Source organism: Methylobacterium sp. WL18, assembly GCF_008040015.1.
Classification (GTDB): Bacteria; Pseudomonadota; Alphaproteobacteria; order Rhizobiales; family Beijerinckiaceae; genus Methylobacterium; species Methylobacterium mesophilicum.
Genome location: NZ_VRVD01000074.1, coordinates 1 through 13,072, shown reverse-complemented (window position 1 = coordinate 13,072; position 13,072 = coordinate 1). Strand labels below are relative to the sequence as shown.

The window sequence follows — 13,072 nt, the reverse complement described above, 5'->3', positions numbered from 1 at the left end:
CCGCCCTGGCGGCGGCGGGTCCCGAGAGCCGCCTCGCCCTTCCCCGCATCGCCAGCGCCGGCGCAACCTGCGCCCTCGCGATCCCGCACAACACCGCTCGGCACCCATGACCGTCCACTTCATCGGCGCCGGACCGGGCGCCGCCGACCTGATCACGGTGCGCGGGCGCGATCGCATCGCGGCCTGCCCGGTCTGCCTCTACGCTGGATCGCTGGTGGCGCCCGAGATCTTGGGCTGGTGCCCGCCGGGCGCCCGCATCGTCGACACCGCACCCCTCGATCTCGACGCGATCATGGCCGAGATCGAGACCGCGGAGGCGAACGGGCACGACGTGGCGCGGCTGCATTCGGGCGACCTCTCGATCTGGAGCGCGCTCGCCGAGCAGATGCGCCGGCTCGACCGGCTCGGCATCGCCTACACGGTGACGCCGGGCGTCCCGGCCTTCGCGGCCGCAGCCGCGATGCTGCGCCGGGAGCTGACGGTGCCGGGCGTCTCACAATCGGTCGTGCTGACCCGCACCTCGGGCCGGGCAAGCGCGATGCCGGAGCGCGAGACGCTCGCCGCCTTCGCGGCGACGGGGGCGACGCTGGCGGTGCATCTCTCGATCCACGTGATCGAGAAGGTCGCGGCCGAGCTGATCCCATTCTACGGCGCGTCCTGCCCGGCGGCGGCTGTGTTCCGCGCCTCCTGGCCGGACGAGCGGGCGCTGGTCGGCGACCTCGCCGGGCTCCCCGCCCTCGTGGCGGAGGCCGGCCTCGAACGCACCGCCCTGATCCTCGTCGGGCCGGCACTCGGCGCGGCCGACTTCCGGGAGAGCGCGCTCTACGCCCCCGACTACGACCGACGCTACAGACCGGGCGGTACCGTGGGAGGCGCGGCATGAGCGCCCCCGGACTGCTGGTCGCGGCCCCGCGCTCGAGCTCGGGCAAGACCACCGTCACCCTCGCGCTGATGCGGGCGCTGACCCGGCGGGGCCTGCGCGTGCGCGGCGCCAAATGCGGGCCGGACTACATCGACCCCGCCTTCCACCGGGCGGCGACCGGCCAGCCGAGCTTCAACCTCGACAGCTTCGCCATGCCGCCCGGGCTCCTCGACGCGCTGGCGGGCGAGACGGCGGCGCAGGCCGACATCGTGGTCGCCGAGGGCTCGATGGGCCTGTTCGACGGCGTCCGGGCCGCGGAGAACCGGACCGGGGCGAACGCCGACATCGCGGCCCGCTACGGCTGGCCCGTGGTGCTGGTGATCGACGTCTCCGGCGCGGCGCAATCGGCCGCCGCCGTGGCGCTCGGCTGTACGCTCTACGACCCGCGGATCCGGATCGCCGGGGTGATCCTCAACAAGGTCGCGAGCGCCCGCCACCGCCGGCTGGTCGAGGCCGGCATGGAACGTGCCGGCCTCCCGGTGCTCGGCGCCCTGATGCGCGATGCCGAGCTGGTCCTGCCCGAGCGCCATCTCGGCCTCGTCCAGGCGGGCGAGACCGCCGACCTGGAGGCGCGGCTCGACCGCCTCGCCGACCTGGCGGAAGCGGGTATCGACCTCGATGCCGTGATCGCCTGCGCCGGCGGCAGCGCCCCGTCGTCGGTCGGCGTGCTGCCGCAACCACCCGGGCAGCGGATCGCGGTGGCCCGGGACGCGGCGTTCAGCTTCCTCTACCCGCACCTCGAAGTCGGATGGCGGCTGGCCGGGGCCGAGATCGTCCCGTTCTCGCCCCTTTCCGACGAAGCACCGCCGGATTCGTGCGACACCTGCTGGCTGCCGGGGGGATATCCGGAGCTGCATGCCGGGCAACTCGCTGCCGCGACCCGCTTCCTCGACGGCCTGCGCGCCTTCGCGACGACACGGCCGGTCCACGGGGAGTGCGGCGGCTACATGGTGTTGGGTCGGACACTCGAGGATGCGGATGGCACCACCCACGCCATGGCGGGGCTGCTGCCGGTCGCCACCTCGTACCGCAAGCGCAAGCTGCATCTCGGCTATCGCGTCGCCCGCCTCAGCAGCGACGGTCCGCTGGGCCGCCGGGGCACCCGGGTCGTGGGCCACGAGTTCCACTATGCCAGCGAGCTGTCACCGTCCGCCGCGGAGGCGGATGCCCTCGCCCGCGTCACCGATGCGGAAGGCACGGATCAGGGCTTGGCCGGGCATCGGGTCGGCCTAGCGGGCGGAAGCTTCTTCCACCTGATCGCGGCCGAGGAGGTCTGAGCGTCGATCGGCGTGCGGGTGCCGGATCGGCGGGGCCGAAACGCGATCCATTCGATCACGCCGCGCGTGCGGAACCGCCCCGGTGGAAACCGTTCAGACCGGATCGGCTGAGGGCGGTGCGGTGCGGGCCTGCGCCAGCCGCGCGGCGCTCCGGACCAGCGCGAGGACGTCGCGGCGCATCTGCTCGTCCTCGATCAACGCGTAGGCGCGCAGCAGCTCGATCGCCCCGTGGGCGCTGAGGAAGCCGAACACGTCCTCCTGGGCGTTCTCGCGGAGCTCGCTCTCCTCGAAGAAGGCCGACACCGGCACCTCGAGCAGGCGCGCGATCTCGCGCAGCCGGCCCGCACCGACCCGGTTCTGGCCCTTCTCGTATTTCTGGACCTGCTGGAACGTGACGCCGACGGCGTTGCCGAGCGCGGTCTGGCTGAGGCCGCGGGCCTTCCGCAACGCGGTGATGCGAATACCGACCAGTCGATCGACGTCGGTGGTCTGCTTCGGCATGATCTGACTGGTCACGTCCTTGTCCGCGCTTTGAACAGCGTCCCCTTGCGGATCCGGTGTTCCCGCCTCGCCATCGCGCCGCTTCACCGTCCGACCCTCGATCTCATAACGCGCCTATACCTAACGTGCGGTGTCGCACGCTAGAGCAGCAACCGAATGCATTGCAAACGGCAACGGCTCTAAGCCCTTATTGTCACTTGCTCCCGTTTGCCGAACAAAATTTCGCGTCGACCGTGAGCGCTATAGCAATCGGCCTACACCCCGACTGCGACACAATATGGACCGTCCGGCAATTGGACACCAAGTTGTTAAGCTCCGCAAGTCTAAGCATACATCTTGTGGTTTAACCCGACGTATCTTCGAAACATTGTTGCTGAAATGTCGATCGGATAAGTCTGCGCAGTGCTTCGCGCGCGCCGCGTCGCCGCAGCAGGGCTCGCCCGGACCGGCTTCGGGGCCTAAATTCAGCCTCTCAACGGAGAACAGCATGTTTATCGCGATGAATCGCTTCAAGGTCGTTAAGGATGCGACCGAGGACTTCGAGGCCGTCTGGCTCGGGCGTGACAGCCATCTCGGCGAGATGGAGGGCTTCGTCGAGTTCCACCTGTTGCGTGGGCCGGAGCAGGAGGATCACGTCCTCTACGCCTCGCACACCGTCTGGCGCTCGCGCGCCGAGTTCGAGGCCTGGACGCGCTCCGAGCAGTTCCGCAAGGCGCACAGCCGGGCCCCGTCGACCAAGCCGCTTTATCTCGGGCACCCGCAATTCGAGGGCTTCGAGATGGTGCAGACCGTCGGCGGCGCCGAATCCGCGAAGCAGGCCGCCACCGCCTGACGCTGCTAACACCGCCTTCATGACCCGCCGCCGGACCAAAACCTGGTCCGGCGGCGGGACGACGTAAGGTTGGGCGACCCCGTCGACGGCCGCGCGCAGGCACCGCGCCGCCCCTGTGTCCGGGATACCGCGAGACTCGGCCAAGCTTCTTAGTCCGCCAAAATTCAACCGTTCAGCAACGTCCCGGCATTACCACGCAACTGCTGGTATCAAGCCGTCGAACGGTCGCGCACTGCATGTCTCCGTATTCTGGTGACTCAGCATTTACCATGTATTGCCGACCGCCAGACGTTCGCCTAAATGGGCGGCCACTCCGAAGCGGCCGGACTACCGGATTTCGCGGCTCACCCCTTGCTCCGTCATCGGCAGATGCCGGCGCTGAAATCTTTCGTGTTTCAGACCGGGACAAAGTCCGATCAAACCGGGACGTGGCAAGCAACATGTTTCACGAGCGGGTTCCGGAGACTTTCCAGCCCCTGCCGACCTCGGCCGAACGCCGTCGCAGCGTGTGGTCGGCGCTCCTGCCACGCCGCGGTCGCGCGTTCGCGCGGATCGCGATGTCGTCGTCGCTCGCCGTGGCCGAGATCGGGGCGATCGTCGCCGTCATCCTGGCCGTGGAATTCGGCTACCAGATCGCTTTCGCGGGCGACAGCGTGTGGGTGACGGCCTTCCGCGGGCTGCGCCTGGCCGCGCTGCTCAGCGCCATCATCGTCTCGTCGAACGTCCTGCGCGAGGATTACAGCCTCGACGGCATCATGGCGCAGAAGCTGAACGTCCAGCGCATCGCCTCGCTCTGGCTGGTCGCCTGGGCGGCGGTGCTGGTCGTCGGCTTCCTGACCAAGACGACCAACGACTATTCGCGTATCGTCTCGATCACAGCGTTCCTGCTCGGCCTGCCCGCTCTGCTGCTGACCCGCACCGTGGCGACCCGCCTGGTCCGCCGGAGCCTGACGGCGGGATCGGCCTCGGCCAGCCGCGTCCACCTCGTGGGCTACGAGGAAGACATCGCCCGGTTCTACGCCAGCCACGAGGCCGAGCAGCTCGGGTCCCGGATCGTCGGCACCAGCTACCTGCGCCGGGTCGATCCGGGCGCCGACACCGTGTCGCGGCACGACCAGCTCCAGGAGGATCTCGACCTCGCCGTGTCGGTGGTCCGGTTCCTGCGCCCGGACGACGTGTTCGTGCTGGTGCCGTGGACCGACACCGCCGAGGTGGAGCGCTGCATCGACGCGTTCCTGCGGGTGCCGTCCGCGCTGCACCTGCGGCCAGGCAGCGTCCTCGACCGATTCCCCGACATGCAGGTCGCCCGGGTCGGCGGCGTCTCCGGCATCAATATCGGTCGCCGGCCGCTCAACGTCACCGAGATCCTGCTCAAGCGCGCCCTCGACCTCACGGTGGCGGCGATCGCCCTGGTGTCGCTGTCGCCGCTGCTCGCGGCCATCGCCGTGGCGATCAAGCTCGACAGCCCGGGCCCGGTCTTCTTCCGCCAGAAGCGCTACGGCTTCAACCAGCAGCCCTTCGGTGTGTTCAAGTTCCGGTCGATGCGGGCGGATGCCAACGCGGTGTTCAAGCAGGCGACCCGCAACGACAGCCGCATCACCCAGGTCGGCGCGATCCTGCGGCGGACCAATCTCGACGAGCTGCCGCAGCTCCTGAACGTCCTCAAGGGCGAGATGTCGCTGGTCGGCCCGCGCCCCCACGCCCTGGCGCATGACCGCAGCTTCGAGCGTCGGATCGCGCTCTACGCGAGGCGGCACAACGTGCGCCCTGGCATCACCGGCTGGGCCCAGGTCAACGGCTATCGCGGCGAGACCCTGACCGACCTCGACATGGAACGCCGCGTCGCCTGCGACCTGCACTACATCGACAACTGGTCGATCTGGTTCGATCTCCAGATCATGGTCCAGACCATCGTCTCGCGCCGTGCCTACAAGAACGCGCGCTGAGCGACCCGGGGCGCACCTCAGGATTCCTGCGCACGCTCCCGGCAGGCCCCGCAATCACCCTCGACTTCCAGGATGCTGTGGGCCGGCGTGAAGCCCGCCCGCTTCAAGGTGCGGCCGAGACCGTCCTCCAATTCCTCGGACGAAGCTTCGTCGACGCCGCCGCAGGTGCGGCAGATCAGGAACACGACCCCCTCCCCCGGGGCATGCCCGTGGGCGCAGGGGATGAACGCGTTGCGGCTGGCGATCCGGTGGACCAGGCCCTGCTGCATGAGGAAGTCCAAGGCGCGGTAGACCGAGACCGGCGCCACGCGCTTGCCCGGCGCGCTGAGCTTCTCGGCGATGTCGTAGGCACCCTGGGCCTTCCCGGCCTCCGCCACCGCTTCCATCACCTCGCGGCGCAGCGGCGTGAATTGCAGACCGCGCTCGCGACAGACGGCTTCCGCCCGCGCGAGCATGTCGCCGACGCCCGCCTGGCACGCGTCGTGACCCTCGTGACGGTGCATGATCGCTCCAACCCCGAAACCGCCGGTTGTCCGGCGGGTTTGTTACAGTGTATCACCGCGGCCCCGGAACGCACCAGTAGCCCGACCGGTCCCCGCGCCGGCCCGAGCGCGCGACGAGGACGTCTTGCCCCCGATTTCCAGCCCACGCCAAGCGGTTCCGCGATCTCTGTTCCGCAGCGGCATCGGCCCGCGCCTCGCACTGGCGGTGGCGCTGTCGGCCCTGGTCTGGCTGGCGATCGCCTGGGCGCTCTCCGCATGAGCGACCGTCCCGCGATGCAGGATGCGATCCACCTGGTCGGCCTGACCCTGGGCTACGATCGGCATCCGGCAATCCACCACCTGTCGGGAACCGTGCGCGCCGGTGACCTGCTGGCGCTGGTCGGGCCGAACGGGGCCGGCAAGTCGACGCTGCTCAAGGGGATGGCCGGCGAGATCCGCTGCCTCGAAGGGCATATCGATCGCTCGGGCGCCCTCGCCTACCTGCCCCAGGCCGACGAGATCGACCGAAGCTTTCCGCTGAGCGTGATGGACCTCGCCGGCATGGGTCTTTGGCGGAAGGCCGGATCCTGGCGCAGCCTTGGCCGGCGTCGGCCGGAGATCGGGGCGGCCCTCGATGCGGTCGGGCTCGGCGGCTTCGAGGCGCGCCCGATCAGCACCCTTTCGGGCGGGCAATTCCGGCGGGCCCTGTTCGCCCGCCTGATCCTGCAGGATTGCCCGGTGATGCTCCTCGACGAGCCGTTCACCGGCATCGACAACCGCACGGTCGACGACCTGCTGGCGCTGATCCGGATCTGGCACGGCCAGGGGCGCACCGTCGTCGCCGCCCTGCACGACCTGACCCAGGTGCGCGAGCATTTCCCGACCACGCTCCTGCTGGCTCGGGAAGCCGTGGCCTGGGGGCCGACCGCCCGGGTTCTGACGCCGGAGAACCTGGCGCGGGCGCGCAACCTCTCCGAAGCCTGGGACGAGGACGCCCCGGTCTGCGTCGGGCCTCGGACAGACGACGCGCGCGGGCATGATCACGGATCGCACGGCCCGGACGCCCACGACCATCATCACGAGGACGCGGCGTGATCGATCCGTTCGGACCGCTGCTGGCACCCTTCGTGGAGTTCGGCTTCATGCGCCGGGCGCTGGCGGGCTGCCTCGCACTGTCGGTCTCGGCGCCGCCGGTCGGGGTCTTCCTGACCCTGCGCCGGATGAGTCTGATGAGCGACGCGATGAGCCACGCGATCCTGCCGGGTGCCGCGGCCGGCTTCCTGGTCGCCGGCCTTTCGCTGCCGGCCATGACGCTCGGCGGGCTGGTCGCCGGTCTGGCGGTGGCGCTGCTCGCCGGCGCGGTCACCCGGGCCACGGTGGTGCGCGAGGATTCGAACCTCGCGGCCTTCTACCTGATCTCGCTGGCCGGCGGCGTGCTGCTGGTGTCCTTACGCGGCTCGCAGATCGACCTGATGCACTTCCTGTTCGGCTCGGTGCTGGCCCTAGACGACGCCGCGCTGATCCTGCTCGGCGGCATCAGCACGCTGACCCTGGTGGTGCTCGCCGCGATCTACCGGCCGCTGGTGATGGAATGCGTCGATCCGCTGTTCCTGCGCACGGTGAGCCGCAGCGGCGGCCCGGTGCATCTCGCCTTCCTGGCGCTGGTGGTGGTGAACCTCGTGGGCGGCTTCCAGGCGCTCGGGACCCTGCTGGCGGTCGGGCTGATGCTGCTGCCGGCCGTGGCGGCCCGGTTCTGGGCGCGCGACCTCGGCGGCCTGATCCCGGTCTCGATACTGATCGCCGCGGTGGCGAGCGTGACCGGGCTCAGCCTGTCCTACCAGCTCGACTTGCCGAGCGGCCCGGCCATCGTGCTCGCCGCCGGCGCGCTCTACATCGTCTCGATGCTCGCCGGCCCGCGCGGCGGCCTGCTCCGTCGCCTCGTCCGGCCGCGGCACCTGGAAGCCTGATCAGGCCTCGTCCTTCAAGGCAGCAAGCCCTTCGCGATAGGTCGGGTAGGCCAGCGCGACGCCGAGTTCGTCCCGGATCAGCCGGTTCCGCACGCGCTTGTTCTCGCCGTAGAAGCTGCGCGCCATCGGAGACAGGTCGGCGGTCTCGAAGTCGATCTCCGGCGGCAGCGGCAAGCCGGCGAGCACGGCGGCGTGCTCGGTCACGGTCTGCGGCGGCGTCGGCTCGTCGTCGGTGACGTTGTAGACCGCCCCCGGCCTCGGACGGTCGAGCGAGGCCAGCAGGGTCGTCGCGATGTCGTCGACATGGATGCGGTTGAAGACCTGGCCCGCCTTCACGATGCGCTGCGACCGACCCTCGCGCAGCTTAACGATCGGGTTGCGCCCCGGGCCGTAGATACCCGACAGCCGGAACACCTGCACGGCCTTGCCGGTCCGGGCGCCGAGATCGAACCAGGCCGCCTCGGCCTCGAGCCGGATCCGGGAGCGGGCGCTGCGCGGCGCGGCCGGCGTGGTCTCGTCGATCCAGGCGCCGCCCTGGTCGCCGTAGACGCCGATGGTCGAGAGGTAGCCGATCCAGCCGACCCGGCTCGCCGCGATCGCGTCCGCATAGCGCCGCAGCACCGGGTCGCCCCGCTCGGACGGCGGCGCCGAGACGAGGAGCGCATCGGTGTCGGCGAGATCATCGGCAATGTGGGGATCGTCGGCTTCCGGCCCGAAGGCCCGCATCGTGAAGCCGGTCTCGGCGGCGATGCGCGCGGCACTCGCCGGGTCGGTGACGGTGGCCCGCACCGTCTGGAAGCGGTCGCGCGCCCGCTCGGCGAAACGCCGGCCTGTGAAGCCGAGCCCGAAGATGAAGAGGTTCATGCCGGGGATGTCTCGCCGGCCCGGACTTCCGTCAAGGCGGTGACGGCACTCCACTCGTCGCGGACGTGCGAATCCGTCTCGGCGGCTTCGTGCTGTCGGCGCAGTGCCTGAACGGTGGCTGGCTCCAGCAGGCGACCGCAGGCCCACACCGCCATGCCGCGCACCAGCGGCGAGTCGTCTGCGAGCCGCGCGATCGCCGCATCCGCGAGGTCGGGATCCCCGGAATTGCCGACCGCGATCATGACGTTGCGAAGGAACCGGTCCCGGCCGGTGCGCTTCACCGGCGTGCCGGCGAAGAGTTTCCGGAAGGACGCGTCGTCCAATCCGGCTAGATCGGCCAGCGCCGGAGCCGTGAGGTCCGCCCGGGCGGCCAGGCGGGCATCGGCTGCGGTCCGGGCGAACTTGTTCCAGGGGCAGACCGCCAGGCAATCGTCGCAGCCGAACACGCGGTTGCCGATCGCCGTCCGGAACTCCGCCGCGATCGGCCCGGCATGCTCGATGGTCAGGTATGAGATGCAGCGCCGCGCATCGAGCCGGTACGGAGCCGGGAAGGCGTCGGTCGGGCAGATGTCGAGGCAGGCCCGGCAGGAGCCGCAATGGCCGCGCCCGGGCTCGTCGGCCTCGAACTCGGCACTGGTGTAGATCGCCCCCAGCAGCAGCCAGTTGCCGTGCTCCCGGGAGAGCAGCACCGTGTGCTTGCCCTGCCAGCCGAGACCGGCGGCCTCAGCCAGGGTTTTCTCCATGACCGGGGCGGTGTCGCAGAAGACCTTCACCCGGACGTCGCCCTTGGCGGACAGGTAGCCGCCGAGTTCCTTCAGGCGGCCTTTCAAAACGTCGTGATAGTCCCGGCGGCGGGCATAGGCCGCGATCGCGCCGCGCTCCTTCATGGCCACGAGGTCGAGCGGATCGTCGTCCGGGCGGTAGCTCATGGCGAAGACCAGGATGCTGCGCAGGCCCGGCCAGAGGCCGACCGGGCTCGCGCGCTGGTCGGCGCGTTCCGCCATCCAGTCCATGGTGCCGTGGGCGCCTTCCTCCAGCCACGACGACAGGCGCGCGGGCAGGTCCGGGAGCCGGTCGGGCCGCGTGACCCGCATCCCGCAGAAGCCGAGATGGCGCGCCCGCCCCTCGACGAGGCGGCGCAGGTCGGCACCGTGATAGGTCCGTCGTGCGCTCAGAAATCCAGATCCGCGTAATGGGCCGCCGGCGGCATGCCGGCCACCCGGTCGGCGAGCAGCCCCCGGAACGAGGGCCGCGACTTGACCCGGGCATACCAGTTGCGGGCCATCTCGTCCTCGTCCCACGGCACGTCGCCGAGATAGTCGGCGCACGAGAGGTGGGCGGCCGCCGCCAGGTCGGCATAGGTCAGGTTGTCGCCCGCGAGCCAGCGCCGGCGCGCGATGAGGTAGCCGATATACTTGAGGTGGTAGCGCACGTTGGTGCGCGCCGCCCGGATCGCGTTCATGTCCGGCGGGCCGCCGCCCTCGTGCGCCGACATGAAGCGCTTCGAGATCTTCTCGTTGACCAGGTAGCCGGTGACCTCGGAATCGAATTTGATCAGGAACCAGTCCAGCAGACGCCGGACCTCGACGCGCTCCACCGTGTCGTCCGGCAACATGCGGCGGCCGGAAAGCCCGAGGCCCCTCGTCTCGTCCAGGTATTCGGCGATCACTCCGGCACCCGGCACGACGAGACCGGTCTGCTCCAGCAGCACGGGCGTGGAGCCCGCCGGATTGATCAGCAGAAAATCGTCCCGGCGCTCCCAGGGGCGCTCCTCGAACAGCGTCGGTTCCAGACCCATCTCGGCGAGCACGAGACGGATGAACCGGGAGTTCGCGCAGAAGGGGAAGTGGTAGAGGGTCGCCATTGAGGCCGTGAGGACTGCTCGGTCAGACGGCGCGGACAGTCCCGCGCCGGTCGTCGGCCCCGGCGCGTGGGATTTAGGCGCGCAGGACTTCAGAGCGAGCGTTATTGCTCGATCGTTGCCGAGCCCTTAACACGCGCGGCCCGCTCCGGTAACCGCTCGTCAACCCTGATGGGCGAAGCCTCCGGGCACATTCTTTGGACGGTTCGCGACGCGCCTGGTTCGGGCCGGCGTGCGCCCGCGGCGCGAGGCTCGACAATGGATCCGGTAAGCATCGGGAAGGCGGTCCTTCTCGCTCTGGTCGAGGGCGCGACGGAGTTCATCCCGGTCTCGTCCACCGGTCACCAGCTCCTGGTCGGCCACTTCATCGGCTTCCACTCCCCCAACAACACCTTCGAGGTGCTGATCCAGCTCGGGGCGATCCTGGCGATCCTGACGGTGTATTTCCGCCGCCTGGTCGGCATCGCCACCGCACTCCCGACCAACCCGCAGGCTCGCCGCTTCGTGATCGGCATCCTGGTGGCGTTCCTGCCGGCCGCGATCATCGGCGGCCTCTTCTCGAAGGTGATCAAGGCCTACCTGTTCAACCCGTGGATCGTGTGCGCGACGCTGGTGGCCGGCGGCCTGGTGCTGCTCGTCCTCGACGACACCGACCTCGAGGTGAAGAAGACCGACGTCTACGACTTCTCCCTGCCGATGGACCTGAAGATCGGCATCTTCCAGTGCCTGGCCATGATCCCCGGCGTGTCGCGCTCGGGCGCGACCATCGTGGGCGCGATGCTGATGGGCGCCGACAAGCGCTCGGCCACCGAGTTCTCGTTCTACCTGGCGATGCCGACCATGGCCGGCGCCTTCGCCAAGGACCTGTTCGACAACTACAAATTCCTCTCGCGAGACGATGTCGGCCTGATCGTGATCGGCTTCATCGTGTCGTTCGTCTCGGCCCTGTTCGTGGTCCGCGTGCTGCTCGACTACGTGTCCCGCCATGGGTTCCGGCTGTTCGCCTGGTGGCGGATCATCGTCGGCGCCCTGGGCTTCGCCGGGTTGATCATCCTCGGATAACAATCCTCGTCCAACGGGCGATTGCCTCCGGGCGAGCGGCATGCGAGGCAAGTCCCTGAAAGCGGTGCACAAGACGCCGCGCCCGGAGACGATCCGATGGAAGACACACCGCTCGCCGACCTGTTCAAGCCCGCCGACCGGGCGCGCTGGCTCGGCCTCGTGGACAGCGTCCTGAAGGGCGCCGACTTCGAGAAACGGCTGGTCTCCCGGACGAGCGACGGCCTGCGGATCGAGCCACTCTACGAGCGTGCGGAGCCGACTGCGCAACCCTTCCGCGAGCCCGGCCCCTGGCGCGTGTCCCAGCGGGTCGATCATCCCGAGATCGCGATTGCCAACACCCAGGCGATGACCGACCTCGAAGGTGGCTCCGACGCGCTGGCCCTGGTGTTCTCCGGCGCGGCCGGCGCCCGGGGCTACGGCCTGACCGCCCGGAGCGTCGAGGATCTCGACGCCGTGCTGAAGGGCGTGATGCTGCCGCTGATCGCCCTGCGCTTCGACGCGGGCGCGTGCGGCCTGGAAGTCGCCGCCCTGGTGAAGGACCTCGCGGCCCGCCGCGGTGAGGACCTCTCGACCTACGACCTCGACCTCGGCATCGATCCGGTGGGGACGCTCGCCGCCACCGGCAGCCTCGGCGCGGTCTGGTCCGAGATCGCCCCGCGGCTGGCCGACACCGTCTCCGACCTCGAAGCCGCGGGCTTCACCGGCCGGGCCCTCCTGGCCGACGGGCGCCCCTACCACGAGGCCGGCGCCGGCGAGGCGGCCGAACTCGGCGCCGTGCTCGCTACCGCGGTCACCTACCTGCGCGCCCTGGAGGCCGCCGGCCACGACCTCGCCACGGCGCGCGACCGGATCTCCGTGCTGCTCGCCGCCGATGCCGACGAGTTCGTCACGGTCTCGAAGTTCCGCGCCATGCGGCGGCTCTGGGCCCGGATCGAGCAGGCCTGCGGGCTGGATCCGAAGCCCCTGCGCCTCCACGCCGAGACCGCATGGCGGATGATGACCCGGCGCGATCCGTTCGTGAACATCCTGCGCACCGGCATGGCCGCCGCGTCGGCCGGCATGGGCGGCGCCGACAGCGTCACGGTCCTGCCCTACACCCTCGCGCTCGGCCTGCCCGACGCCTTCGCCCGGCGGGTGGCACGCAACAGCCAGATCGTTCTGCTGGAGGAATCGCACCTGGCGCGGGTCAGCGATCCGGCGGCCGGTGCCGGCGGGTTCGAGACGCTGACCGCCCAGCTCGCCGAGGCGGCCTGGGAGGCGTTCCAGGCGATCGAGGCCGAAGGCGGCATCGTCGCCTCGCTCAGCGTCGGCAAGCTGCGGCGGCGCATCGAGGCGACTCGCGAGGCCCGGGCCAAGGC

Annotated in this window: 14 protein-coding genes and 1 pseudogene; 10 read left to right on the top strand and 5 right to left on the bottom strand. The window is 70.1% G+C overall.

Features of this window, described 5'->3' with window-relative positions; genetic code table 11:
- The 3 genes and pseudogenes from FV228_RS34115 to FV228_RS09030 all read left to right on the top strand — a co-directional run.
- Positions 1-110, top strand: a pseudogene (locus FV228_RS34115) (precorrin methylase); the annotation flags it as partial.
- Complete coding sequence (gene cobM / locus FV228_RS09035; RefSeq protein WP_147854305.1) at positions 107-883, top strand: precorrin-4 C(11)-methyltransferase; 777 nt, start codon at positions 107-109, stop codon at positions 881-883. The pseudogene FV228_RS34115 and the gene cobM, both read left to right, overlap by 4 nt.
- A complete protein-coding gene (locus FV228_RS09030) occupies positions 880-2,199 on the top strand; it encodes a cobyrinate a,c-diamide synthase (RefSeq protein WP_147854304.1) in 1,320 nt (439 codons plus the stop codon). The genes cobM and FV228_RS09030 overlap by 4 nt, the downstream gene beginning before the upstream one ends.
- A gap of 93 nt (positions 2,200-2,292) precedes the next feature.
- On the opposite strand, the gene FV228_RS09025 is transcribed toward FV228_RS09030, so the two are convergent.
- Positions 2,293-2,703, bottom strand: a complete 411-nt coding sequence (locus tag FV228_RS09025) for a helix-turn-helix transcriptional regulator (protein ID WP_147854308.1) — start codon at positions 2,701-2,703, stop codon at positions 2,293-2,295.
- A 484-nt stretch (positions 2,704-3,187) separates the two neighbouring features.
- Between FV228_RS09025 and FV228_RS09020 the strand changes: the two genes are divergently transcribed.
- Positions 3,188-3,532, top strand: coding sequence for an antibiotic biosynthesis monooxygenase (locus tag FV228_RS09020; protein ID WP_147854303.1), 345 nt, complete (start codon positions 3,188-3,190; stop codon positions 3,530-3,532).
- 440 nt (positions 3,533-3,972) lie between these two features.
- Positions 3,973-5,478 carry an undecaprenyl-phosphate glucose phosphotransferase gene (locus FV228_RS09015; RefSeq protein WP_147854302.1) on the top strand — a complete coding sequence of 502 codons (1,506 nt, stop codon included), beginning with the start codon at positions 3,973-3,975 and terminating at the stop codon, positions 5,476-5,478.
- Between the two features lie 17 nt (positions 5,479-5,495).
- On the opposite strand, the gene FV228_RS09010 is transcribed toward FV228_RS09015, so the two are convergent.
- The gene (locus FV228_RS09010; RefSeq protein WP_147854301.1) at positions 5,496-5,981 is read right to left on the bottom strand and encodes a transcriptional repressor; all 486 of its coding nucleotides are present in this window, start codon (positions 5,979-5,981) and stop codon (positions 5,496-5,498) included.
- Positions 5,982-6,105: 124 nt separating this feature from the next.
- On the opposite strand from FV228_RS09010, the gene FV228_RS34790 reads away from it, so the two are divergent.
- Genes FV228_RS34790 through FV228_RS09000 form a run of 3 tightly spaced genes read left to right on the top strand, consistent with a single transcriptional unit; the run spans position 6,106 to position 7,927 of the window.
- Positions 6,106-6,240, top strand: coding sequence for a hypothetical protein (locus tag FV228_RS34790; protein WP_281406482.1), 135 nt, complete (start codon positions 6,106-6,108; stop codon positions 6,238-6,240).
- Positions 6,237-7,055 carry an ABC transporter ATP-binding protein gene (locus FV228_RS09005; protein ID WP_147854300.1) on the top strand — a complete coding sequence of 273 codons (819 nt, stop codon included), beginning with the start codon at positions 6,237-6,239 and terminating at the stop codon, positions 7,053-7,055. The genes FV228_RS34790 and FV228_RS09005 overlap by 4 nt, the downstream gene beginning before the upstream one ends.
- 47 nt (positions 7,056-7,102) lie before the next feature.
- A complete protein-coding gene (locus FV228_RS09000; RefSeq protein WP_147854307.1) occupies positions 7,103-7,927 on the top strand; it encodes a metal ABC transporter permease in 825 nt (274 codons plus the stop codon).
- Here FV228_RS09000 and FV228_RS08995 read toward each other — a convergent pair whose 3' ends face one another.
- From FV228_RS08995 to FV228_RS08985, 3 genes are read right to left on the bottom strand one after another with little or no spacing between them, the layout of a single operon-like run.
- Entirely contained in the window at positions 7,928-8,791 is an 864-nt protein-coding gene (locus FV228_RS08995; RefSeq protein ID WP_147854299.1) for an SDR family oxidoreductase, read from the bottom strand.
- The gene (queG, locus tag FV228_RS08990; RefSeq protein ID WP_147854306.1) at positions 8,788-9,933 is read right to left on the bottom strand and encodes a tRNA epoxyqueuosine(34) reductase QueG; all 1,146 of its coding nucleotides are present in this window, start codon (positions 9,931-9,933) and stop codon (positions 8,788-8,790) included. The genes FV228_RS08995 and queG overlap by 4 nt, the downstream gene beginning before the upstream one ends.
- A 29-nt stretch (positions 9,934-9,962) precedes the next feature.
- Positions 9,963-10,655, bottom strand: a complete 693-nt coding sequence (locus FV228_RS08985) for a glutathione S-transferase family protein (RefSeq protein WP_007561448.1) — start codon at positions 10,653-10,655, stop codon at positions 9,963-9,965.
- A 255-nt stretch (positions 10,656-10,910) separates the two neighbouring features.
- Here FV228_RS08985 and FV228_RS08980 point away from each other — a divergent pair, with 255 nt between their 5' ends.
- Positions 10,911-11,714, top strand: coding sequence for an undecaprenyl-diphosphate phosphatase (locus tag FV228_RS08980; protein WP_147854298.1), 804 nt, complete (start codon positions 10,911-10,913; stop codon positions 11,712-11,714).
- Between the two features lie 96 nt (positions 11,715-11,810).
- On the top strand, positions 11,811-13,072 hold a 1,262-nt coding region (locus FV228_RS08975; RefSeq protein WP_147854297.1), incomplete at its 3' end, for a methylmalonyl-CoA mutase subunit beta.

What these genes read in the sequence shown, in the direction of transcription:
- FV228_RS09030 (WP_147854304.1), top strand. Translation starts at nt 880, where the DNA reads ATGAGCGCCCCCGGACTGCTGGTCGCGGCCCCGCGCTCGAGCTCGGGC.
- FV228_RS08995 (WP_147854299.1), bottom strand. Translation starts at nt 8,791, where the DNA reads ATGAACCTCTTCATCTTCGGGCTCGGCTTCACAGGCCGGCGTTTCGCC.
- FV228_RS09015 (WP_147854302.1), top strand. Translation starts at nt 3,973, where the DNA reads ATGTTTCACGAGCGGGTTCCGGAGACTTTCCAGCCCCTGCCGACCTCG.
- FV228_RS09020 (WP_147854303.1), top strand. Translation starts at nt 3,188, where the DNA reads ATGTTTATCGCGATGAATCGCTTCAAGGTCGTTAAGGATGCGACCGAG.
- FV228_RS08980 (WP_147854298.1), top strand. Translation starts at nt 10,911, where the DNA reads ATGGATCCGGTAAGCATCGGGAAGGCGGTCCTTCTCGCTCTGGTCGAG.
- FV228_RS08985 (WP_007561448.1), bottom strand. Translation starts at nt 10,655, where the DNA reads ATGGCGACCCTCTACCACTTCCCCTTCTGCGCGAACTCCCGGTTCATC.
- FV228_RS09010 (WP_147854301.1), bottom strand. Translation starts at nt 5,981, where the DNA reads ATGCACCGTCACGAGGGTCACGACGCGTGCCAGGCGGGCGTCGGCGAC.
- cobM (WP_147854305.1), top strand. Translation starts at nt 107, where the DNA reads ATGACCGTCCACTTCATCGGCGCCGGACCGGGCGCCGCCGACCTGATC.
- FV228_RS09005 (WP_147854300.1), top strand. Translation starts at nt 6,237, where the DNA reads ATGAGCGACCGTCCCGCGATGCAGGATGCGATCCACCTGGTCGGCCTG.
- FV228_RS09000 (WP_147854307.1), top strand. Translation starts at nt 7,103, where the DNA reads ATGCGCCGGGCGCTGGCGGGCTGCCTCGCACTGTCGGTCTCGGCGCCG.